At 40.5% G+C, this 24,309-nt stretch carries 21 protein-coding genes and 1 tRNA gene; 9 read left to right on the top strand and 13 right to left on the bottom strand.

All coding sequences use genetic code 11. The features are described from left to right. Positions 1-172 precede the first annotated feature (172 nt). The gene (gene dnaK, locus DX873_RS04215; protein WP_116183255.1) at positions 173-2,089 is read left to right on the top strand and encodes a molecular chaperone DnaK; all 1,917 of its coding nucleotides are present in this window, start codon (positions 173-175) and stop codon (positions 2,087-2,089) included. A gap of 60 nt (positions 2,090-2,149) precedes the next feature. Here dnaK and DX873_RS04220 read toward each other — a convergent pair whose 3' ends face one another. The 4 genes from DX873_RS04220 to DX873_RS04235 form a co-directional block, all read right to left on the bottom strand. Further along, positions 2,150-2,794 carry a response regulator transcription factor gene (locus tag DX873_RS04220; protein WP_116183256.1) on the bottom strand — a complete coding sequence of 215 codons (645 nt, stop codon included), beginning with the start codon at positions 2,792-2,794 and terminating at the stop codon, positions 2,150-2,152. A gap of 657 nt (positions 2,795-3,451) precedes the next feature. Then, entirely contained in the window at positions 3,452-4,321 is an 870-nt protein-coding gene (locus DX873_RS04225) for a TolB-like translocation protein (protein WP_116183257.1), read from the bottom strand. Between the two features lie 252 nt (positions 4,322-4,573). After that, the gene (locus tag DX873_RS04230) at positions 4,574-4,969 is read right to left on the bottom strand and encodes a DoxX family membrane protein (protein WP_116183258.1); all 396 of its coding nucleotides are present in this window, start codon (positions 4,967-4,969) and stop codon (positions 4,574-4,576) included. Between the two features lie 81 nt (positions 4,970-5,050). After that, complete coding sequence (locus DX873_RS04235; RefSeq protein ID WP_116183259.1) at positions 5,051-6,238, bottom strand: serine hydrolase domain-containing protein; 1,188 nt, start codon at positions 6,236-6,238, stop codon at positions 5,051-5,053. A gap of 289 nt (positions 6,239-6,527) precedes the next feature. On the opposite strand from DX873_RS04235, the gene DX873_RS04240 reads away from it, so the two are divergent. The 6 genes from DX873_RS04240 (at position 6,528) to DX873_RS04265 (ending at position 10,860) form a co-directional block, all read left to right on the top strand. Beyond that, entirely contained in the window at positions 6,528-7,838 is a 1,311-nt protein-coding gene (locus tag DX873_RS04240; RefSeq protein WP_116183260.1) for an OmpP1/FadL family transporter, read from the top strand. An 86-nt stretch (positions 7,839-7,924) separates the two neighbouring features. Then, positions 7,925-8,503 (top strand): Crp/Fnr family transcriptional regulator, encoded by a 579-nt coding sequence (locus tag DX873_RS04245; RefSeq protein ID WP_232520853.1) that lies wholly within the window; start codon positions 7,925-7,927, stop codon positions 8,501-8,503. A 133-nt stretch (positions 8,504-8,636) separates the two neighbouring features. Continuing rightward, positions 8,637-9,353: a GNAT family N-acetyltransferase gene (locus DX873_RS04250; RefSeq protein WP_116183262.1), complete on the top strand. Its 717-nt coding sequence runs from the start codon at positions 8,637-8,639 to the stop codon at positions 9,351-9,353. 31 nt (positions 9,354-9,384) lie between these two features. Next, a complete protein-coding gene (locus tag DX873_RS04255) occupies positions 9,385-9,690 on the top strand; it encodes an antibiotic biosynthesis monooxygenase (protein WP_181899432.1) in 306 nt (101 codons plus the stop codon). Positions 9,691-9,752: 62 nt separating this feature from the next. Further along, positions 9,753-10,202: a DMT family transporter gene (locus DX873_RS04260; RefSeq protein ID WP_116183263.1), complete on the top strand. Its 450-nt coding sequence runs from the start codon at positions 9,753-9,755 to the stop codon at positions 10,200-10,202. Positions 10,203-10,230: 28 nt separating this feature from the next. Then, complete coding sequence (locus DX873_RS04265; protein WP_116183264.1) at positions 10,231-10,860, top strand: NAD(P)H-dependent oxidoreductase; 630 nt, start codon at positions 10,231-10,233, stop codon at positions 10,858-10,860. Between the two features lie 109 nt (positions 10,861-10,969). Here the strand turns inward: DX873_RS04265 and DX873_RS04270 are convergent, their stop codons facing one another. The 5 genes from DX873_RS04270 to DX873_RS04290 all read right to left on the bottom strand — a co-directional run bounded on the left by DX873_RS04270 (position 10,970) and on the right by DX873_RS04290 (position 16,552). Next, on the bottom strand, positions 10,970-13,102 hold the full coding sequence (locus tag DX873_RS04270) for a glycoside hydrolase family 97 protein (protein WP_116183811.1): 2,133 nt from the start codon (positions 13,100-13,102) through the stop codon (positions 10,970-10,972). A 297-nt stretch (positions 13,103-13,399) separates the two neighbouring features. Further along, positions 13,400-14,473: a 3-keto-alpha-glucoside-1,2-lyase-like domain-containing protein gene (locus tag DX873_RS04275; RefSeq protein WP_116183265.1), complete on the bottom strand. Its 1,074-nt coding sequence runs from the start codon at positions 14,471-14,473 to the stop codon at positions 13,400-13,402. Positions 14,474-14,527: 54 nt separating this feature from the next. Next, entirely contained in the window at positions 14,528-15,400 is an 873-nt protein-coding gene (locus DX873_RS04280; RefSeq protein ID WP_232520854.1) for an AraC family transcriptional regulator, read from the bottom strand. Between the two features lie 142 nt (positions 15,401-15,542). Continuing rightward, positions 15,543-16,085, bottom strand: coding sequence for an SRPBCC family protein (locus DX873_RS04285; RefSeq protein ID WP_181899433.1), 543 nt, complete (start codon positions 16,083-16,085; stop codon positions 15,543-15,545). 382 nt (positions 16,086-16,467) lie between these two features. Further along, positions 16,468-16,552, bottom strand: a tRNA-Ser gene (locus DX873_RS04290). Between the two features lie 103 nt (positions 16,553-16,655). On the opposite strand from DX873_RS04290, the gene DX873_RS04295 reads away from it, so the two are divergent. Next, a complete protein-coding gene (locus tag DX873_RS04295; RefSeq protein ID WP_116183268.1) occupies positions 16,656-17,408 on the top strand; it encodes a sulfite exporter TauE/SafE family protein in 753 nt (250 codons plus the stop codon). Positions 17,409-17,426: 18 nt separating this feature from the next. After that, on the top strand, positions 17,427-18,620 hold the full coding sequence (locus DX873_RS04300) for a DegT/DnrJ/EryC1/StrS family aminotransferase (protein WP_116183269.1): 1,194 nt from the start codon (positions 17,427-17,429) through the stop codon (positions 18,618-18,620). Here the strand turns inward: DX873_RS04300 and ribB are convergent. From ribB to DX873_RS04320, 4 genes are read right to left on the bottom strand one after another with little or no spacing between them, the layout of a single operon-like run. Continuing rightward, positions 18,617-19,756, bottom strand: coding sequence for a 3,4-dihydroxy-2-butanone-4-phosphate synthase (gene ribB, locus DX873_RS04305; protein ID WP_116183270.1), 1,140 nt, complete (start codon positions 19,754-19,756; stop codon positions 18,617-18,619). The two genes, DX873_RS04300 and ribB, sit on opposite strands and share 4 nt — an antisense overlap. Further along, on the bottom strand, positions 19,757-21,253 hold the full coding sequence (locus DX873_RS04310; protein ID WP_116183271.1) for an LptF/LptG family permease: 1,497 nt from the start codon (positions 21,251-21,253) through the stop codon (positions 19,757-19,759). It lies immediately after the preceding gene. A 3-nt stretch (positions 21,254-21,256) separates the two neighbouring features. Beyond that, a complete protein-coding gene (gene lolA1 / locus DX873_RS04315) occupies positions 21,257-21,904 on the bottom strand; it encodes an outer membrane lipoprotein periplasmic chaperone LolA1 (protein WP_116183812.1) in 648 nt (215 codons plus the stop codon). Positions 21,905-21,908: 4 nt separating this feature from the next. Continuing rightward, positions 21,909-24,287: a DNA translocase FtsK gene (locus tag DX873_RS04320; protein ID WP_116183272.1), complete on the bottom strand. Its 2,379-nt coding sequence runs from the start codon at positions 24,285-24,287 to the stop codon at positions 21,909-21,911. Positions 24,288-24,309: the final 22 nt, after the last annotated feature.

Raw genomic sequence — 24,309 nt, forward strand, 5'->3', positions numbered from 1 at the left:
TCAAAAATATAACCACTGATGTTAGAGATAGAGTTGGAGACAGGGTGGTTGAATATTTCTTTTATCAATTCAAAAGGCTGACACCTTGTCATATTCTAGGCGATGGCATGATCATTGACATTCTAAGAGCGAGATAAAATAGAATTTTCAACTGAAATAACTTTAAGATAAGATGAGCAAGATTATAGGTATAGATTTGGGTACGACCAATTCCTGCGTCTCTGTTATGGAAGGAAATGAGCCAGTGGTAATTCCAAATGCCGAAGGCAAGCGCACTACTCCTTCTGTAATTGCTTTTGTGGAAGGCGGAGAGATTAAAGTGGGAGATCCTGCAAAAAGACAGGCGGTTACCAACCCACATAAAACAATTTATTCCATAAAAAGATTCATGGGGAACAAGTTCTCAGAATCTAAAACGGAAGTGGACAGAGTTCCTTATAAAGTGGTAAAAGGAGACAATGACACACCTAGAGTGGACATTGATGGTAGAATGTATACGCCACAGGAACTTTCTGCTATGGTTCTTCAAAAAATGAAAAAAACAGCCGAGGATTATCTAGGTCAAGATGTGACCAGAGCGGTAATCACGGTACCTGCATATTTTAACGATTCACAAAGACAAGCTACCAAGGAAGCCGGTGAGATCGCGGGTCTTACTGTAGAGCGAATCATCAATGAGCCTACGGCAGCATCTTTGGCATACGGTCTTGACAAAAAGGATACCGATCAGAAAATTGTGGTATTCGATTTTGGAGGTGGTACGCACGATGTTTCCATTTTGGAATTGGGTGATGGTGTTTTTGAAGTATTGGCCACAGATGGTGATACCCACTTGGGAGGTGATGACGTTGACCAAAAAATCATAGATTGGTTGGCCGAAGAATTCAAAAATGATGAAGGCATGGATCTTCGTGAAGATGCCATGGCCCTTCAACGCCTTAGAGAAGCTGCGGAAAAGGCAAAAATTGAATTGTCTTCCTCTGCCCAGACAGAAATCAATTTGCCCTATGTAACAGCTACGGCTTCTGGGCCAAAGCACTTGGTGAGATCACTCTCTAGAGCCAAGTTTGAGCAATTAATCGATGATTTGGTAAAAAGGACCATTGCTCCTTGTGAAACTGCACTTAATTCTGCGGGACTTTCCAAAAGCGATATCGATGAGATCATTTTGGTAGGAGGATCTACCCGTATTCCAGCGGTTCAAGAAGCTGTAGAAAAATTCTTTGGCAAAAAACCATCAAAAGGGGTTAACCCAGATGAGGTAGTGGCTGTTGGAGCTGCCATTCAAGGTGGTGTGTTGACTGGAGATGTAAAAGATGTACTTCTTTTGGATGTGACTCCACTTTCATTGGGTATTGAGACGATGGGAAGTGTTTTTACAAAATTGATTGAAGCCAACACGACGATTCCTACCAAAAAATCGCAAGTATTCTCTACGGCAGCAGATAATCAACCTTCGGTTGAAATCCATGTGTTACAAGGAGAGCGTCCTATGGCAGCAGATAACAAGACCATCGGAAGGTTCCATTTAGATGGTATTCCACCCGCACCTAGGGGAACACCTCAAATTGAGGTAACCTTTGATATTGATGCCAATGGTATCATCAAGGTTTCTGCTACGGACAAGGCTACGAACAAAACTCAGGATATTAGAATTGAGGCTTCTTCTGGATTGACCGATGAGGAAATCCAAAAGATGAAAGCTGAAGCCGAGGCCAATGCCGAAGCAGATAAGCAGGCCAAGGAGAAAGCGGACAAATTGAATGAAGCAGATGGAATGATTTTTCAGACCGAAAAGCAATTGAAGGAGTTTGGAGATAAGCTTTCCGATGATAAGAAAAAGCCTATTGAAGATGCTTTGGAAGAATTGAAGAAGGCTTATGAAACCAAGGATGTAGCTGTGATTGAACCTGCCTTGGAAAAAATTAATGAGGCTTGGAAAGTTGCTTCAGAGGAAATGTACAAGGCTCAGGCAGAAGCTGCCCAGGCTAACGGTGATGACGCTTCAGCTGGAGCTGACAGTGCTGCCGGTGACGGTTCCAATGAAGGAGACAATGTTGAGGATGTTGATTTTGAAGAAGTGAAGTAACATAGCATTATTATAATAAAAAGCCCCAACATATGTTGGGGCTTTTTTTGTCCAATTGTATCACGCGGCGTTCAGTTGCCGTATTTCCAACTCCTTTAACTTCTGCAATGCTTCTGATTTTGAATTCACATTCAACTTCACGTAGATGTTCTGAATATGAAAATTTACAGCACTTGGTGTCACACAGAGTTTGTCCGCAATCATTTTATAAGTGAAACCTTGGGTAAGGAGCTCAATAATTTGATTCTCCTTTTTTGAAAAGGATTCATAGCTTTTGGTCCTAAAAGAACTAATGATTTTTTTGGCAACTTCATGTTCCAGAGCTATACCGTGTTCTTGAAGAGCATTCAAAGCATTTAACAGTCTTTCAATGGTCAAAGGTTTAACCAGATAACCATTTGCACCCTTTTTAAAGGCTTCCTTAATGAGAGTGAAATCATTGTTTTGGCTCATGACCAAAATATTCACACGCTCACTCCTTTTTCTAAAATAGGAGATGCCTTCTATTCCCGATATCCCCGGGAGGGAAATTTCGGTAATAATGACGTCGGGTTCTGTTCTTCCAAAATTGGATAATAATTCATGTACCGATTTGTAGGTTCCGCATAGTTCATAGTCCGGAACATCTTTAAAATAAGATTGGTACGTTAGATGAAGACTTTCATCGGAATCAATGAAAGCAACCTTTAAAGGATTGATCTTCATGATAATAGATTTGGGGGTTAATCTGAATTTTAGCTTCTAAATTTTATTTTTCTGCCTTCAAAAATGGGCAAAAAAAGTCCTCTCCACAGCTTGTTGGACACTAGAGAGCAAATCAAATGTAACTGGATTTAATAGGTCCAATACAATGACTGTTTCTCCAAATAGATTGAACAAACTGGGTACAATCCCATTAGGGATTGGATCAAAAAAGTTTAGAAAAGGTTTTTAGGGTCTCAGAAAAGTAAGTCCACGATAGTTTTAGGGGGTCCTTGCTTTTTTGAGTGTTGTAGTTTTTTCATTGTAAAAAGATTTGGGTTTGCATTATTTCAAGAATCAAATTAGAATTTTTTTTGGTCCCAGAGAATTTTTTGTAATGTTTTTCGTTCAAATGCACTTTTCTATTCTTGTAATTTTTTGGCTATTTAAAACCCAAATACTTGATTAAGATTGGTTTACGGCGAGTTTAAAACAAAAAAAAATAGGATGCTTTAAGTAAAGCATCCTATTCTGGAAATCGGTCAGATTGAAATAATACAACCCGCATCTATGATAATCTGTCAGTTCCCCCTGTCTTTCTTATCATGGGTCAATAGTGTTTAGAATCTCGGCTATTCAATAAAATCAGATTAACCCTCAGGTAGTTGACCGATTCCTTATTTATTCGTCGTCAAAAGATGTGCTGGCAAACTCGTAAGACGAAGCATCGTTCATTACAGTTTGGAAATTCTCGTTATTGTCGGCTATCATCTCACGTTCTTGGTTCATTTTTCCATAAGCAACGGTGAACTGAGCAATAGTGTGGTTTTGTCCTCTGTTGGAGACAACATAGCCCAAACCTTTTTCAGGGGTCAATTGGATAGCGTAATCATCACGTTTGCTGTTGATGTGGCTTCCCAGGTTTACAGAGGTGGTAAGTGTGTTGTGGGCCACTTGTGTGGCGTATAGATCCAATCCACCATAGCCGTCCCGTCCTTCAGAAGCAAAGAACAACAAGGTACCATTGTACAAATTGGGATATAGCTCATCTTCTTTGGTGTTCACTTTTGGGCCTAGATTTTTAGAAACCCCAAGAGACCCATCGGACTTGATGTCAGCTACATAAATATCATATTTCCCATAGCTCCCTCGCATGTTGGACGCAAAGAACAATCTTTTTCCATCCTCTGAAATTGTAGGGTGCTTGGCAGAGGCATATTTTGGGCAAACTTCCAATTTGGTAATATTTTTCCATTCCCCGTTTATCTTTTCAGCTCTATAGATTTCATGCACAGCTTCTTTTTTGGAGAATACACCGTATAGCGGCTTTTGGTGTGAGGTTTTGCTGAAATATGCAGTGTTGCCATCTTCTGTCACAGACATGTTAGGAACATAACCATCGATGGTAGAAAGACTACCTTCCATGAGATCATTGGCTTTAAGTTCCTCCATGGTTTCAAACTTCATGGGGTTTGGCTTTTGGGCAAAGCTATTTTGAATAAAAAGAAGAGAAGTTAAAATAGCTAGACTATAGGTAATTGATCGTGTCATGATATTTGGATTTGGGGGTTAATACATCACAAATATCAGGGAAGAATTCTGAGAAATACTTATGAATTTTTCATAGGTTTTGAATTTTAGCGATAAAAAAATGCATTTCATCGAAAATATTTTAGCTATTTAACATATTGAAATTCTCTAAAATGCAAATCAACGATGTTTTTTACGTTTTATCCGCTGAAAACCAACAAATTGTAAAAAGCAACAAGTTTGCTAAACTCTTTTCGTATCAAAAAAAGCGACTTATTTAATAAGTATTCGGCCTAAAATAGGAATCCGCTTTCGGTTTCTCCATGCTAGAACAAAACAGAAGAAGAAGGTGACCATAGCCAATATAAAAAGTGTCCCACCATCATTTTGTACAACAATGCCCAGTTGAGTTAAATGGGAAAAAATGGCCCCAGCGAGAATGCCAATACCTAACAGGCTGCCTAACCAGGTGGTTTTAGGAATCAAAAGAAGTATGGCGGTTATCAATTCGGCCACGCCTATGCCTATTCGCCCAACAGGTTCCAAACCTAAGGTTTCAAAAATATAAACTGATTCAGGTGCTGCGGTGAACTTGAAGTATAACGTTTGAATAAGAATGGCTGCAGGAATTATCCTCAATACCCAATCTGTTATTGCTCTTGTTTTCATCCTTGCCTTTTGAAGATTTTAGGTTTGGTCGCAAAAACTTTTGAAAAATAACTTCATAATTGGGATGCTGAAAATGCCAATTCATTTAAAAGAAGGCAGAATATAGCTGTTCAATACTTTAAAATTCCGGTTTTTTGAGGTATAGTCACCACCTGTAAAGACTACCACAGCATCCAGTTTGGGAACTACAATTATTTTTTGCCCTCCCCAACCCTCGGCATGAAAGGCAGATATGTTCTGGCCATTAAAGTCCAATTCATTAATCCACCAAGAATAGGAGTATCCCTTTTTTCCGGAACTTTCGCCTGGTATCCTAATACCTAAATTGTTTTTGTAGGGATGAGTACTTTTATCTACCCATTGCGATGATACGATTTGATTTCCTTTCCATTTTCCGTCGTTCAAAAAGGTAGCACCCACCTTTACCATATCCCTGGGCTTCAACATTAGACCTCCAGCTGCTTCAATAACTCCATTTTTGAATCTTGCAGACCATGTGGCATTTTCAATTTGTAAGGGATCGAACAAATATTTTTGTGAGAAGGAGTCAATGGGCATGCCTGTGGCATTTTTGATGATTTCCCCTAAAATAATTTGACTACCCCCGTAATACGAAAAATAGGTGCCTGGGCTTTGGATCAATCTCCCTTGCAGAATAAATGAGACAGGGTCAGTTTCGGCATACCAAATGCCAATAATCGGGTTTTCTGGGCTGCTGTAGGGTTCCATCCACTCGTTCCACTCCAGTCCGGAGGTCATGGTGAGCAAATGTTCAATGGTTATATGTTCCTTGTCATCGGTTTTTAAATGGGCATGATTCGGTAAATAATCAAAAATGGATTGATCTACCGAATCTATAAAACCTTTTTCTATGGCTATTCCAACGCAAGCAGAAGTTATACTTTTGGTATTGGACATAATTGTATGTGGCATATCCCTGTCCCATTTTATCAATTCACCATGATGATTAGGTTGATCCCATTGATAGGTGTGGCCATCAAAGTATTCTTCCAACACCAACTTATTATTTATATAGATTAACAGGGCGTGGATTTCGTTGAACTTACCACGGCGGATTTTTTCCACTCCTTTTGATATCAGAATAGTATCTAATCCAACGTCCCCTAAATTACCAGTTGTCAAACCATCATCAATGAATTTGGGTTGTTGATATTCATATGGTGGATAGTTCTGGGATTGACAGCCAAGAGCCAGAAGAAAGGTGATAATTATTATTGACAATATTGAACTCCAGTAAACTTTGGACATAACCCTTCCAGTTTTGGTTACAGAAGGTATGGACCCAAACCAATGTATGGTATGACAGAAATCAGGCTTTTAAGGCATTGAATCGTCATGTGTCACAAAACAAAATTGAGTTTCAATCGAGTATAACGCTAAGCACCCTTGTATAAAGGGTTTTTGCGCCATGACAATTGTCATAAATAATTGATTTTGTTGTGCTTAGGTTTGTATTGAAAATCAACTTAGCAACGATTCATAGGTTCTTGACGTGATGCTTTTTGTGTAGAATCTTCGTTGCGCAAAACTCAAGCGTATGAAAAATTATTTCTTTACAATCTGTACTTTATTTTTTTCTGCTGCTATGTTCTCCCAAGCCGGACACATTATGCAAGGAGTAGGTTCCGTTAACATGTCCATGGGTGGGGCCGCAACAGCGCAGCCTTTGGATATTTCCGGTGCACTCCATTGGAACCCAGCAACAATATCTGCCTTTGACGATAATATCATAAAGCTGGATGTTGGACTTTTCTTTTCATCACCTGAACTAAGTTCAACGGTTCCAGAATTTGGTGGTGATGGTCAACCCACAGGGAACTTTTTTAGTGGGGTTACCGAAGATGACCGTGGGCTATCGCCGATGCCAGCACTTGCCATGGTTTGGAGCAAGCCAGATAGCAAACACACCTTTGGTGTTTCAGCTTTTGGCATCAGTGGATTTGGAGTTACCTTCCCAGAGAGTACCACAAACCCAATTACAATGCCCCAAAGTATGGGAGGGTTTGGCAGGATAGAATCCAACTATATGCTACTTCAAGTAGGCTTTGTATGGGCATATGAGCTTTCGGATAAGTTTTCTATAGGATTGCAACCCACATTGGATTATGCCAGTTTGGAGTTGGAACCTAACCCAACGGCCAATCCCAATCAAGCTGGATATCCCACCGCCGACCAAGCTTCGGCTATTGGTTTTGGAGGACAGATAGGACTCTTTTATGATTCTGGTGCTGGATTTAAAGCCGGAGTTTCCTATAAAACCACCCAATATTTTGGAGATTTTGAACTGGAAAACACCTATCTGGATAATTCTGAAGGGACTAATGACTTCAACATGGATTACCCCGCCATCTTATCGCTTGGATTGGGATATTCTCTAGGAAATATCGATTTGGCTGTGGATTATAGAATGGTCGACTATGAGAATACTGATGGTTTTTCTGAGGTTGGATGGACTCAAACCGCTTCCGTAGCAGGGTTTGGTTGGGAGAACATCAATATCATTTCCGCAGGTATCCAATATAAAGGAGTGGATAAATTCCCAATTAGGGTGGGATACACATACAGTTCAAATCCAATTAACAGTGATGTGGCCTTTTTCAATGTTCCAGCTACAGCTATTATAAAGAATGCATTCCAAGTTGGGTTTAGCTATGAAATAAGCGACAGGTTTACACTTGATGCCCTTTACCATTATGGTTCTAGTGGAGATGCTACTTCTGGACAGCTGTTGAATCCACAGTTTGCACAGAACTTTCCGCCCTATGGAGCCATTCCTGGTAGTGAAGTGTCTTATGATATGACCACATCCATGGTTGCCGTTGGAGCATCCTTGAAGCTTGGAAAATAGCCATTAGTTACAAATCGTTCAAACAAGGGAAAGCGTTGACATTGGTCAGCGCTTTTTTTATACCTTGAAACTCAAAACCAGATATCTTGGAAGCGAGGGCAAAGCTCATAAACCATTTGAAAGAAGTAGTAACCTTAACACCATTGGAAGAAGAGCAGATATTGGAAAGCTTCCAAGAGCGACAGCTAGTGAAAAAAGAGGTGTTGTTGCAGGCTGGGGAGGTGTCTTCCCATATGCGATTCATTGCAGGAGGTTGTCTAAGGGCCTATTATTTGGATGAAGAAGCCAAGGAGCATATTGTCCAGTTTGGCATAGAAGGCTGGTGGGTAAACGATTTGTACAGCTATCTCACACAGACTCCGGCCAAACAATTTGTTCAGGCCTTGGAACCTACCACAGTAGTGCAGATTCATCGGGATTCCCTAAATGATTTGTTCAATAAGGTTCCACAGATAGAACGTTTTTTTAGGATAAAATACGAATCAGCCTATACCGCTTTGCAAGACAGGACACTCAATTCTATGAGTAGAACAGCAGAAGAACGGTATTTGGATTTTCGGTCAAAATACAGGGATATTGAGCAACGGGTTCCACAATACATGGTTGCTTCCTATTTGGGTATTACACCCGAGTTTTTGAGTTTCCTGAGAAAGAACCTAAAATAGGCTACTTTCTTAAGATAGCTTAAGTCCAATCTTAAATTCCAGAAATATCTTTGTGCCATTCAAATAGGAGTTGGACAAATGAAGTGGTCATGTGGCAGGTGGAAATTGTCCTCTCCTTGATAATATTTTTAATATGAATCAGCAGATAGTGGACAACCTTTTTGGGTTTTGGGAAGAGATTGCGGACAGTGGTGGTTTTCTGGGTAGGGAATCAGATTTTAAATTCTCCAAACCCAGCGGGGATTCTTGGCCCAGTAAAGTGTTTGAAGTATCATCAGAAACGGATTTGACCAAGTTAAAAGAAGGAATCAAAAATGGAACATTCCCAAACTCCATTGGTGTTCATGGGGGTGGAATCCCTGAACAAGGCTTGAAAGATTCAGGGTTTACCAAGACTTCTTCAATCAATGCAATGGCATTTGAAGATGTGGATGGCTGGAACGGCAACTCAGAAGACTTTGGGATTGTTCCCGTAGATTCCGTTGAAAAATCCAAAGTCTTTGCAAGAGTAGCATCTAGATCATTTGGCTGTGAGGTCATGGAAGCCACGGTGTCCTCATTATACGGCCATCCATCATTCTCACTTTTTTTGGGAAAGCACGGAGATGACTATGCCAGTTGTGGAATCCATTTTTTGGATAGGAACGGGATATCTGGATTACACATGATCGGGACACTTTCCGAGTATAGGGGATTTGGATTAGGCAAAAAGATGACCCTATTTTTGATGAGACAGGCCAAAATAAATAATAGCCCGAGAATCTATTTGGTTGCATCAAAGGCAGGGGAGAGGATATATACCAAATTGGGATTCAAGGTTTTTGGCACCTTGGAAAGTTATTCATTGTAAGATTTCAAAATAGCAAATAGAAACAATCACTATGCATGCTATCATTTATAAGTTTGATGTAAAAAAAGGTCGTGTGGAGGAGTTCAAGATGGCCTGGAAAAAGCTTACCGGGGCCTATCTGGAATTTTCCGGAAGCATGGGATCAAGATTGCACTCCGATGAGAATGGTACTTTTATAGCCTATGCCCTTTGGCCAAACCCACAAATTCTTTCCGAAGCAAATCAAAAGTTGCCCGAGACCAAGGAATATTTAAGGGATGAGTTGAGGGCCACTTGTATTTCTGTCCAAGTGCTTCACAAATTGGATGTTGTAGAAGATTTGATCTCAATTACTTAAGATACCTTAATTTTTTTCTGGTTCCTTGCTCCTAGCTTTGTCCATGATTAATAGAATCAAAAATGAATCAGGGAATCAATATTTTTTTGGCCGTAATAGGAGGTGTTTTTCTTGCCATGCAAGGAGGCCTTAATGCCCAACTGGGAATGCATCTAAAAAGTCCAGTCCTTGCCACTTTAGTTGCCTTTGTCTTTAGTTCGTTATTTGCTTTGGTAATAGTGGCATCAAGCCTAAAAGGAGGGGTGGACATAAGTTTGTTCAAGAGTGTACCTATCTACCTCTGGTTCTCTGGAGCTTTTTTTAGTGTGCTGGGAATATCACTTTACTATCATACAATTCCAAGACTGGGCATATCCACCATGATTTCTCTTGGACTTTTCGGACAATTGGTTTTTTCAACCGTTGCCGGTCACTTTGGATGGTTTGGCCTGCCCAAAGAACCTTTTGAATTCAAAAGAATACTGGGCGTAACTGCAATGACCATTGGTATTTTATTGATCAACAAAAAATAACCTTAAAGAATAATTTAAAAACATTGAGATGGAGTTACTTGAAAATTTAAAATGGCGCTATGCCACCAAAAAGTTTGATTTTGGAAAAAAAGTTAATGATGAAGACCTTGAAAAATTAAAAGAAGCCATTCAGTTGGCGGTGTCATCCTACGGACTTCAATTGTACAAGGTGCTTATAATTTCTGAGGAGAAACTAAAGGAGAAGCTCAGGACGGTTTCCTGGGACCAATCACAAATTACGGATGCTTCACACCTTTTTGTGTTTTGCAACTATTCAGAACGGAATGACAAACATGTGGACGACTACATAAAGGCCGTTTCGGATATTCAGCAAACCCCTATGGAAAAGTTGGAGGGATATCAAAATCTCATTAAACAAAGCTTGGGCAGTAAAAATGATGATGAATGGCAAAGCTGGTCTCAGAAGCAAACTTATTTGGCTATGTCCAACCTCTTGACTGCATGCGCCGAGCTCAAAATAGATGCATGCCCAATTGAGGGGTTTGAATCAGAAAAATACAATGAAATCTTAGGATTGGGGCAAAAGGGATTGAATGCTTGCGTAATTGTGCCCGTAGGTTATAGGTCCAATGATGATCATACCCAGTTTAGAAAAAAAGTGCGTAAACCTATGGCAGAGCTCTTTGAGATGGTCTAAGGCCCAGAAGTGAAAAGGCATATTTGTAAGAAGCACCTGTCCTCGGACTTCGGGTCGATCGTACCATAAAAAGTCATGGGAACAGGTGCCTTAGGTTTATTTTATCGAGTCACTTTGCTTCATGAAGGCTAATGGCAAACCCACCTCCAGGAGCTAATTTTATGTTGAGTGAATCAGAGTTGGTCAGCTTCATTTCTTCAATTATATAATCCATGGGATTATTTTCCCAATCCGCATTTTCACCATCTCTGTAAATAGTGGCGTTGTAGGCTTTTCCTTCATCAAGGAAACTAAAATCTATGGTTTGATTTATTGAATTCTCATCGGTGATGCCTCCAATAAACCAGTTGCCGGTATTTCGCTCTTGACGAGCAATAGTGACAAATTCGCCCACTTCGCCATCCAGAACCTTGGTTTGTTGCCAATCTACCCCAACATCTTTGATGAACTGGAACATGGGATGAATTTTACCATCTTTCATGTAGTGTTGGGGAAGGTCACAGGCCATTTGCAATGGGCTATAAATGACCACATACAAAGCCAATTGGTGCGCCAGGGTGGTATTGATTCTATTTCCGCTTTTATTTGGAATGTCGTCGAAGGTGATATTGAATGCCCCGGGAGTAAAATCTATAGGTCCACTCAACATTCTGGTAAATGCTACCGTAGGCAGATGGTTTGGAGGATTTCCTTCAATGGACCAAGCATTGAATTCCTGACCTCGTAACCCCTCTCTTGCAATGGCATTGGGATAGGTTCTTCGCTTGCCCGTTGCTTTGATGGGTTCATGGGCATTTACGGCAATTTTTTTCTTGGCAGCCTCTTCCAATACCTTATGATAATGTTTCACCATCCACTGTCCGTGGTGGTATTCCCCATCGGGAATAATCTCACCCACGTATCCCGTCTTTACCGAATTAATTCCATTTTCCTTCATAAAGTTGAAGGCTTCGTCCATTTGCTTTTCATAGGTTCTAGGTGCGGCGGAGGTTTCATGGTGCATGATGAGCTCTACTCCCTTTTCCTTGGCGTAATTCAGTACTTCATCAAAATTGTAATCGGGGTAGGGGGTCATAAAATCAAAAATCCCTTCCCGATCTCCACTGAGCCATTGGTTCCAGCCAGTGTTCCACCCTTCCACCAACAATCCTTTCATGTCATTTTCTGCAGCGAAGTCGATATATCTTTTGGCATTTTCAGTAGTGGCCCCATGTTTTCTTGATGTGGCGCTCCCCTCGGTGTAGGTGGACATATCCTGGGTGGCTTCGTAATCCCAAGTGGCCACGCCCAAGTGCATCTCCCACCAAATACCCACATATTTCCTTGGGGTGAAATAATCGGAAATATCACCTAGTTTATTAGGCTCATTAAGGTTTACAATCAGTTTTGATTCAATAAGATCACCGGCTTTTTCCGCTATTTGAATTGTACGCCAAGGCGTTTTAAATGGCAAACTGATCTTGGCTTTGGCTTCCAAATTGTCAGAACCTACCAATTCACTGACCATGGTCAGGTTATCCGCATCCACCTTTAGGGTCATTCCAGAATAATCTGTCAGGTCCGCTTCATGAAAACTAAGATATAGTCCGTCATCGGTTTTCATGGTTACCGGAGTGTTCACCGCATTTTCTGGAATATAGGTAGCACTAAGATTGGGGTGGTCTCTTTTGGAGAGGGCATCGATTTTGGTAAGCGAGCTTTCCGAATACAAATGCTCATAAATATCCCAGTCACCTGGAATCCACCAAACTTTGTGATCTCCGGTAAGTGCAAATTCCGTATGCTCATCAGTAATGGTCAATTCCTCCATGCCCTCTTGTTTTGGAAACTCATAACGGAACCCAATACCATCATCAAAAGCTCTAAAGTGGATATTGATTTTACGTCGAGACTCGGTTTGTTCTTCCAATTGCACAACGAGTTCTTTGTAATGATTCTCTACATTAAGCTGTTCCCCCCAGGGCATTTGCCATGTTTCATTGTATGATGCCGTATTGGAACCCACAATACCAAGATTGGATTTTAAGGGGGTATGATTTTTAAACTCGAACCCCAGATATGAGGTGTCAATAACTATGTTATTGTTGTGCAATACCTTGTAAAAAGGTCGACCTTCCTCCGTTAGACCAAAGACAATCTGATTGGTTTGGTTTGGAGAGGAAACACTTAGTTCGGATTTTTTCTGATTGCACCCATAAAGCAGAATGAGAGCAAGAAACAACAGGCTGATTTTTTTATTCATTGTGATTGAGATTTTATTCAGTACAAGCTTTTGCAACGCAACCCAATCAAAACTTCAAGGTATTTCAAGATTTTGAACACCAGTCAGTTATCATTAAATCAAAAAGAGTAAAAATTTTGAGTTGTCCGCACATTAAAATTAACGCTTTTTATACCATAAATCAATGGGAATGATACGAATTGTACGATATCCAAAGAATAGTCCATAAGGCGATATTGGGCAATACGAAATCAGGATTCAAATTGCTCAATTTTAACCCAGACGGGAGAATATTTTTCTCCAGAAAAAGCGTGCGTACTATTCTAGTTTGGCCATTAGCCCCCAGCCGTTTGCTTTGTCAATAACCACGCAGTGTATTTTGTTGATCCCTTTTTTGAGTGGCAGGTGTAATTTGTTGGTGTTAATACCCACATGTCCCATGTACTGCACTCCCTTTGCCCTAAAGGAATTGTTCCCCTCAAAATATATCTTACCATTTAGGTAAACGATTATTTTATCACTGTAGTCAAATGAAAAAAGTCTAGTTTCGTCTTTGGCTATGTGTATGCTGGTAGAGGCCACAATATAGTCCTCTGCATTTTGTTCAAAGTTACCGGAAGAGGATTTTTTGACATATTTGGAAATTGGTAGGAGTCCCGATGCTTCAGTTTCAACTGTCATGTATTCCTCGTTTGAAAACTTCTCGAAATCTAGTTCTTCTGCATCATAGAGGGCGGATTTGGTGATTTCCCATTTTGTAATGGTGGATGGATCGGCCACAGATTTGCTATTTGATTCTATCTTATCCACAACATCCTTGGGTGTAACCCTAAAGTTGGAAAACCTGTTGGAGAATAAAGCAAAAAGTCCAATTTCTCCTATGTCATGTCCTGTTCTTAAGTTATCAACAGTTATTGCCTTCTGATTATTCACGAAAACCTCGGCACTATTATTTTTAACTTCAATTCTGAGGGTATTCCACCCTTCATTTTTAAAAGTAAGCTGTGCTTGGTATTCACGAAATAACTGCCAGTTGGATTCATTATTGAAGATAGGGGTATACTGAACGGCGTCTACCTGACTGGATTTGTGCATTCTCAGATACACTTCTTCCATAGTGTCATGTTGTTTTCTAAAGGTGATGCCGGCAAAACTTCTAACGGAATTGGCATATATATCCACTTCAATCGTCCCGTTGGTAAGCTGTAGATTTTTTACTGTAGCTCTTCCACCTTTTAAAAGTAGCGTTTTCCTATTGTCAAAATTTTCAAAAAGAGCATCTTTTGGTACAATCCAATTGGAATCAAGCATATCAACTTTTACAGATGGGTTTTGTCCAAGGGCAAGTTGAAGGCTACATATTGCGATGGCTGCGGAAAGAATTTTTGTCATGATTTTTTATTTCCAAATATCCGCGCTCTTCGGCAATGACACTATATCATTTTACTACTGAATACTATCATTTTGAGCGTTCTTTAGGTATGTGGCCGGACTAGTGCCTTCCATTTTTCTAAAAAATCTGGTCAAATTGTTGGGTTCACTGAAATTCAACTCGTGTGCTATTTCCGCTATGGTCTTATTGGAGTAGCGAAGCTCCGTCTTGACTTCTTGCAATAGTCTGTTGTTGATTATTTGTTTTGCGGTGTGCCCAGTATGGGCCTTTACCAACCTATTTAGTTTATGCCGGTCTGTCTGTAGTAAATCGCAATAGTCATTTACAGCATGTACTGTTCGGATGTTCAATTCAAGTAGTTCTTTGAATTTGTGAACCCTTGAATTGGATTGTGTGTCTGGTGAGATGTTATAGAATTTTGAATACAGCCGATTGAGTTTTGATAAGGAGAAATACAAAAGCGAGCGTATGATGTGGGAACTATCATTTTGATAATTATTTATTTCGGATATTATCTCATTTAAAACGGATTGAACAATCTGGTAATCTTCACTTTTTAATCGTAAGTATTGTGGTTGTTGCGAGTTGTAAAAATATTGCATTCGATAAGCGAACATTTTGTCATCAAAGAAATCAGATAGGAAATCGTTCTGAAATACAAGATGAAAACCTTTGACGCCATCTAGAGGAATCTTACATGATTTCTTTTGAAAAGGGCAGATGAAAAAAAAACTGTTCTCAGTTACTTCCAATAACTGCCCGTTTAAATCTATGGTCCCGGAAGCATTTTGGAAGATCATGATTTCAAAAAAGTCGCACGTATGTGGATTAGGATCAAAAAAAACGTTTGGATTGTTCTCAAACGTGTGCAAATCCATCAGTAGTTCAAAACCGTACTTTCTTTTTTCAAAAATGAACTTTCTCAATGTCTTATCTCGTTTGTTTTACTTTGTGGGTCACGTGTATAGGTAGTAACGAATTTCTGCTCACAAATCTTTCAAACCGCTACCCTCCAGACCAGCTTATCAGGTTAGTTAATTGTGTGCCTTGTTGTACGGCTGGCTTTTACTATTTGTTTTCTTTCCAAGATTTTTCCATTAATTCAAACCCGTAGTTCCAACCTTTTTCAGTTTCAGAAACAGTTCCTTCAGGAAGTTGTTTTAATTCTTCATGAATGCCTTCGCCTACTTGAATAAATGTCAATTGGCAGCCACCTTTTGTGTCAGCTTGAATTTCAACTGTAATAGTATCAATAACAGGTGAGAAGTCTGGCATTCCACAGGTATATTTGAGTTTGTATGGACGTTTAACTTCTAAATATTTTCCTGTCATAACGAACTTTGTTCCATTCTCTTCTCTGGTTATTGTATACTGTCCTCCCACACGAAGGTCAATATCAAATTCAGTATCAGGCGTCCACCAGACAACCATATCCTTGGGATTTGTAAATGCGCTATAAACCTTCTCAGGTTCAACGTCAAAATGTCTTTCTATTTTTAATTCTTTCATTTTACTTTCCTGGTGTTGCTGGGAACTCGATTTATTTGCTTTGTAATTACAAGCCGAAAAGGTCAAAAGTACCAAACCTAAAAAACCAATTGTTCGTTTCATTATTTGCTTTCGTCTGTTTTTTACTGCCTCGCAACTTGTTTGTATAGATGTTAAATACATCTATATCCCCCAAGATAGGCATAAACCTATGATTTGGAGGTTTTTATTTGATGCCTCAAAATCATTAAAGGGTTTTATGCTATCCAAACTTGTATTGCTTACATGGATGTATAAATGAAGTTTTGTTTGAAAAAGAGACGGTTTAGGCACTTGGAAAAATAGTAGTCCTTGGTTTAGGGGCTTTGTAGTTATTTCTGTTGAGAAAGAGGGAGGTTGGAACAAAATCCCTCTTATCAAATTTTGAAAATGCCTATGCCATTAAATGAAAAAAACCGCAAGAGAGAACCCTGCGGTTTTTTATTTCAAGCTTTACACTTGATTGCGGAGGAAGAGGGATTCGAACCCCCGGAGGTGTGACCCTCAACAGTTTTCAAGACTGCCGCATTCGACCACTCTGCCATTCCTCCTAAGCGGGTGCAAATATATAAAGCTTTTTTGGTTCTATAAAAGTTTGTAAACTTTAATTTCCAATACCCTTGCAATCCCAATTAACCAACTACTTTTGCACCCATGGATGCATGGTACCACTATGTACTTTTGGTAGCGGTAGGATTTGCCGTAGGTTTCATCAATACCGTTGCGGGAGGAGGGTCCTTACTTTCTTTACCGACCCTCATTTTTCTAGGACTTCCACCGGCGGTAGCCAACGGCACCAACAGAGTTGCCATTATCATTCAAACTGCTCTGGCCACAGCTGGATTTAAAAGTAAAGGAGTTTCTACCTATCCGTTTAATGTGTATTTGGGAATTTCTGCTTTTTTGGGCTCAATAATAGGTGCCTGGATAGCCATTGATATTAAAGGTGAGACTTTTAATAGGATTTTGGCCATGGTAATGCTTGCCGTGGTCCTCATTATTATTTTTAAGCCTAAAATGAGGGCAAAGGAGTTGGAGGAACGGCTCACCGGAAAGTACTTATGGTTGAGTATCATCGTGTTTTTCCTTTTTGGGATTTACGGAGGTTTCATTAATGCCGGGCTAGGGTTTTTAATGATTCTGTTCATGCATTATTACAATCGCATGAACCTTGTACGTGTGAATGCCACCAAAGTGGCCGTGGTATTTATCTATATGCTTTCTGCTTTGGCCGTGTTTGCATTCAATGATAAGGTCAATTGGAAGATGGGCCTTATTTTGGCCATTGGAAACGGCTCCGGAGCATGGGTGGCTAGCCGATTTTCAGTCAAGAAAGGTGATGGTTTCATCAAGACTTTTTTGGTAGTAGCAGTGATTGCCATGGCTATAAAGTTGTGGTTCTTTTAAATAGAAAAATAAGAAGGTATGCCGGGTTTTGAACTTTTTGGAGACAAGGAAAAAAAGCAGGTACAAGATGTGCTGGATTCTGGAGTGCTAATGCGCTATGGATTCGACGGTATGCGAAACGGCCATTGGAAAACCAAGGAACTGGAAGTTGCACTGGCCTCCAGAATGCAATCGCAATACGCCCATGCAGTCAGTAGTGGAACGGCGGCCTTAACGGTAGCCTTGTCCAGTGCCGGGGTTGGAGCAGGGGACGAGGTGATTCTGCCCACTTTTACCTTTGTGGCCAGTTTTGAATCCATTTTGGCCCTTGGGGCTATTCCTATTTTGGTTGATATTGATGATACGTTGACGTTGGACCCCAAAGCTGTGGAGAAAGCTGTCACTGAAAGAACCAAAGTGGTAATGCCGGTTCATATGTGTGGTTCTATGGCAGATTTAAATGCCCTTCAGCAAATATGTGACCAGCATGGTTTGCTGTTGCTGGAAGATGCCTGTCAGGCCATTGGAGGAAGTTACCATGGAAAACCTTTGGGAAGTATTGGTGACTTGGGTTGTTTTTCTTTCGACTATGTAAAGACCATTACCTGCGGAGAAGGCGGTGCGGTAATTACCAATTCTGAAACCTACTACGAGAATGCCCATAAATATTCAGATCATGGTCATGATCATATAGGAAACGATAGGGGAGCGGAGGCGCATCCGTTTTTGGGGTATAATTTTCGTATTTCTGAGCTCAATGCGGCGGTTGGACTGGCACAACTTTCCAGATTGGATGAATTTTTGGCCATTCAAAAAAGAAACTATACCATTTTACGGGAATCCTTGTCAGAAATCCCGGAAATAAGATTTAGAAGAGTTCCTGAAGGGGGAGAAGAGAACTATTCGTTCTTGAGTTTCTTTCTTCCTTCGGAAGAACTGACGCAAAAAGCCCATCAAGCATTGGGTGCTAATGGTATTGACGGCTGCTTTTATTGGTACAACAATAACTGGCATTATTACAAAAAATGGGAACATTTGACCCAGTTAAAATCTTTGGGGAAACTTCCGCAGGAAATCCTCGACAGCCTACCTGATTATTCTCAAGCGGATTTTTCGGCTTCGGATAAATGGATGGGTAGAACCATTTCTTGTTTGATCAAATTGGGGTGGTCCAAAGAAGAGATGAAGCTTCGTGCCCAGAAAATGGTCAGTACAATTCAGGAACTGGTTTAGTAGTTCACATAATCCACAATCTCAAGTCCATAGCCCACCATTCCGACACGTCGGGTTTGTTGCGAATTGGTCAATAACCGAATTTTGGAGATGTTTAAATCATGAAGAATTTGCGCTCCGATACCAAAATCTTTGGAATCCATTTCAATTTTTGGCGCTTTGGTGATTCCTTGTGCCTGTAGTTTTTTGAACTCCGACAATCTGCTCAAAAGGTTCATGGACTGATTTCCTTGGTTAATAAAAATCATCGCACTTTTTTCTTCGGAATTCAATGCTTCGAACATTCTAATAAGGACCTTGTCTGGATTGTTGGTCAAGGTGCCCAGCATGTCATTGTTGACCAAGGTTGAATTGATTCGGGTCAAAACTGGCTCTCCACTTTTCCATTTTCCTTTGAGCAGTGCAATGTGCACTTGATCGTTGGTGGTTTGCTTGTAAGCACGTAGTCTAAATTCGCCAAAACGTGTATTGATGTCAAACGTTTCTTTGAGCTCAATAAGACTGTCATGCTCCATCCTATAGGCAATCAGGTCTTCAATGGTAACAATCTTCAGGTCGAATGTTTCTGCAACTTTGGCAAGTTCGGGTAATCTGGCCATGCTTCCATCCTCGTTCATAATCTCAACGATTACACCGGCTGGCTGCAATCCGGCTAACCTAGCAAAGTCAATGGCCGCTTCAGTATGTCCGGTACGTCGCAATACCCCACCTTCTTTGGCTATCAAAGGAAAAATATGACCAGGTCTTGCCAACTCGTGTGCCTTGGTTTCAGCATCTGTCAACGCTAAGACTGTCTTGGCTCGGTCTGAAGCTGAAATTCCAGTAGTGACCCCTTTTCCCCTCAAGTCCACGGAAACCGTAAAAGCTGTCTCCAGAGGATCGGAATTATGGGTAACCATCATATGCAATCCCAGTTCTTTACAACGACCTTCAGTAAGAGGGGCACAGATAAGACCCCTGCCATGCTTGGCCATAAAATTGATGGTCTCAGGAGTGACCAATTCGGCAGCCGCTAAAAAATCACCTTCATTCTCACGGTTTTCATCATCTACAACAATGATGACCTTTCCTTTTTTGATATCGGCGATGGCCTCTTCTATTGTGTTTAGTTTGATTTTCTTATCCTTGGTCACCATTTATTTTTTTGAAAGCTTTTTTCTTAGGTTGATAAAAAACTGTTTAATACCATCAATAATATGTCCAATCCCTATTAGACCCTTGTCCGCCGTGGCCCTTCTGGTAAGTGAGATACCCATTGGCAGCATAATCAAAGTAGAAAGCCACGCGCCCAAAACCGAACTAATATTACCTTCCTTGGCATAGTTTCCCGCAAATACTCCAATAAAATAATAGCTCAAAAATAGGATAATGGCTATTACCATGGGCAGACCAAGACCACCTTTTCGGATGATGGCCCCTAACGGTGCTCCCACAAAAAATAGAATAATACATGAGAAAGCAAGGGCGTACTTTTTATGCAGGGAGAGGATATGGCTATTATAAAACTTGAATCTTTTTTGAAGCTCGTCTTTTTTGGACTTTACCGTGTTCAGGATCCCGGTAACAGAATTTTTGGCATTACTGACCACTTGCATCTCCTGCCACTCTTTTAAAGTGCCAAGCAAATCCTCTACACTGAGAATGGTATCTTTTTGCATCAAAGTGTCCACAGGCACCCCAGGTATCGCAGCTATTTTAAGACTATCCTTTTCTATGGAAATAGGGAAGCCGCCCATTCTGGTCACAATGTTCTTGGAAAAAGCTTCTACCTTCTCCACATTGTTTTTTCCTAAAGAATCAATATCCTTTACCAAACGGAACACATTTTTCATTTTATCCGTGGTGATGTTCTGGTCTTCCTCCAAATTTTGCTCGTTGAGTTCGGAGATATCTATATTGATGGTATAGGTTTCAAATTTTGACTTGGCAAACGGGTGTTTCTTTTTTTCTTTGGCGTTCTTAGGTTTAAGCTCCTCGTAATAATTGCCATCCTTCAAAACCAGTTGAATAATGTCTGAATCCTCGCTACTGATCAATTCCCCTGATTTGGCCTTGATTACAGTGTTGTTCACACTCTGCTTGGTCTTTTTGTGTATGATGACGTTTTCCAGGAAACGATCTTGTTCGCCATACTTCTTTTCTACTTTGATGTTCATCCCCTGACCGGTTCCTTCAAAATCACTGAAAACACCTTCGGTGATTGCTGCCGCCGGCTTAACCTTGGCAATATTCCTACGGAGGTTGAACATTTTTTGCTCCGATTTTGGAATGATATTGTTGGCAAAGAAGAAGGTGACCACTCCTAAGAAGAGCACAAAAACAATGAGACTTCGCATGCCCCGTTGCAATGATATGCCCGAAGCCTTCATGGCGGCAAATTCATAGTTTTCGGCAAATGTACCAAAGGTTAAGATGGATGAGAGCAAGACCGTCAAAGGCAATACTTTATCCACCAGCGTGGGTATGAAATAGAAGATGAACTTCCCAATAATGACAATTCCAAGACCCTTACCTGCCAAATCATCTATGAACAGCCATATCCCTTGAAAAATGAATATGACTATCAGGATAAAGAAAGAGCTAAAAAAATTATATAAGAATCTGGATAATATATACCGGTCTAGTATTTTCAATGCCTAATTTCTTATGATGTAGTACCCTTGGTCCTCGTATTTTTTCTCGTCAAAGGTAAACAGACTGCTTGAAAGAGGCTGGTCGGTTTTGAAAGAATTAACGGTAATGGTGGTTTTTGTACCGTTATTTCCCGTTTGGATGAGTTTGAAGATGTGTTTTGTCTGGGTGTCTATACCCAAGAGCACAGATTTAATCTCGGTATTGGAATCAATGGGAATAAGTTTCACGTATTGGATTTTTCGTCCTCCTACGTTTTGAAGAATATCCCATTGGTAATTATGACCGGACTTATAAAATGTAAGCATCTTGGAAGGGCTAACATTGTCCTCGTCTTCATTTACATCCTCAATGGTGACTTCCTCGTTTTCTGGAACTACGGTGTACACTTTCTTTCCATCGTAGAGTTGTTTTGCCCCAAAATAATTTAGAACATATTTGTCTCCATCCATGGTCACGTTTCCGTTGGTTTCCTGTTTGAGATTGGCTTCAGTGTTTTCTAAAGCAGATGAAAAATCAATATAAATATTGTCATAGCTCATCACTTTGGTATAGACTTCATCCAGTAAGGCTTTAGCCTTGGAGGAATTCTGTCCGTAAGATGACAGACCAATAATTGTTAATGCTATAAGGAGGATTTGTTTTTTGAACATGATGTTATTTTGTTTCATTTTGTAAAAGTTGATCTAGGGCATAAATGTCCGGAACCAATACTTGACGTGCCTTACTGCCCTCAAAGGGCCCCACAATTCCGGCGGCTTCTAACTGATCAATAATTCTTCCCGCCCTGTTATATCCCAATTTTAATTTTCTTTGGATCAAGGAGGCGGAACCTTGTTGTGCGGTAACGATTACTTCAGCAGCTTCTCGGAACATGGCATCCCTGTCCGAAATGTCATAATCAATACCCGTGCCAGAATCTTCGCCAATATACTCTGGAAGTAAATGTGCTTCAGGATATGCGCGTTGTGAACCTATGTATTCTGTTATTTTACCTACTTCCGGGGTGTCCACAAAGGCACATTGTAGACGGGTCACATCGTTTCCTTGTGTGAAGAGCATATCTCCTCTACCTATCAATTGGTCAGCCCCCTGTGCATCCAAAATGGTCCTTGAGTCTATTTTTGAGGTTACCCGGAAGGCTATCCTTGCTGGGAAATTGGCTTTGATGATACCTGTGATGACATTGACAGATGGCCTTTGGGTGGCAATAATCAAGTGAATACCAATGGCACGGGCCAATTGTGCCAATCTTGCAATGGGCGTTTCCACTTCCTTGCCAGCGGTCATGATCAAATCGGCAAACTCATCTATGACCAGAACAATGTAGGGAAGGAATTTATGCCCGTCATTTGGATTGAGTTTCCTCTCCTTGAACTTGGCATTATATTCCTTGATGTTTCTGACCATGGCCAATTTCAATAACTCGTATCGATTGTCCATTTCAATACAAAGTGAATTCAGTGTATTGATCACTTTGGTATTGTCGGTGATTATTGCTTCTTCTGAATCCGGAAGTTTGGCCAAAAAGTGCCGCTCTATTTTGTTGTACAGGGTGAGTTCTACCTTTTTGGGGTCAACCAATACAAATTTCACCTCTGCCGGATGCTTTTTATAGAGTAGGGAGGTGATTACCGCATTCAATCCAACAGATTTACCTTGTCCAGTGGCACCGGCCATTAATAAGTGAGGCATTTTGGAGAGATCCACAACAAAGGTCTCATTACTAATAGTCTTGCCAAAGGCAACAGGAAGTTCCATTTCTGCCTTTTGGAACTTGTTGGAAGCAATTACCGACCTCATAGAAACCACCGTGGCATTCTTGTTGGGCACTTCAATACCAATAGTTCCTTTTCCAGGAATGGGAGCTATAATTCGTATACCTAATGCAGCCAAAGAAAGTGCTATATCGTCCTCAAGATTTTTAATCTTGGAGATACGGACACCTGCTTCAGGCACAATTTCATAGAGGGTCACGGTAGGACCAATGGTTGCCTTGATCTGGGCAATTCCAATTTTATAGTTCTTGAGGGTGCTAACGATTCTGTTTTTGTTCTCCTCAAGCTCCTCCTGGTTTATGGTGATACCTTTTGAAGCTCCATGGGAATCCAATAGATCGAGAGGGGGGAATTTATAATTTCCCAATTCCAGTTTGGGATCAAATTCACCAAAATCTTTAACCAGTTTTGCAGCCTTGACTTCGCTTTCTTCCTTTTCTTGGGTAACCTCTTCTACTTTTAAGTCTAAAGTGGGTTCGTCATCTTCAGGTAGGTTAACGTCCAATCCAGCTTCGCTTTTTAAAGGAGGGATATCATTTTTATGGGTGTAAGTGTCTACAGCTACAGGAGTGTCGGTCTCCATACTCAGTTCTATGCTGCTCTCGTCTGAATCTGACGGTTTTTCATCAAGTGGTGTATCTTTTTCTTTTTTAAGATCAGATTTAAACTGGTTTCTCTGTGAACGTAAAAAATTCCCCAAACCTTCTGGAGAGAAGTTGAAAAGACGTACCAGAATCACCATCAACACAAAAATCAATAATAGAAAAACTCCTATTTTCCCTGCATAGTCCTGAAGAAAGTCGTTCATTTCATACCCGATGAGACCTCCCAACAAAGGTTGTTCCGTTGCAAAAAAGCCCAAGGCCACAGAAATCCATATCACCCCGATCAAGCCCCAAATCCATTTGCTCATCAATCCTTTTCCATTTAACCCCAGAAACAAATACAGTCCAGTTACCGCTAGAAGTAAGGGAAAGGCAAATGAGGCCAATCCAAAACCCTTGTACATGAAGAAATGACTAACGGCTGCACCAAACTTGTTCAATAAATTGCTGGCCTGGGCATTTCTGTCACCAAATTGTGAAAGCAAACTTTGATCCTCTTGCCAGGTAAAATAGAAGGACATAAAGGAGAAGAAGAGGGCAATACTTAGGACAATCAGAAGACTGCCAAAAATAATTTTGTTTTGCTTCGAAGGTTTAAATGAAAAACCTTTTTTGGAGGAAGTAGATTTGGATTTTGTCCTCTTTTTTGCCATTGCTCTTTTAAATGCTGGGGCT

It is taken from the genome of Flagellimonas nanhaiensis (genome assembly GCF_003382275.1).
In the GTDB taxonomy this organism is placed as follows: Bacteria; Bacteroidota; Bacteroidia; order Flavobacteriales; family Flavobacteriaceae; genus Flagellimonas; species Flagellimonas nanhaiensis.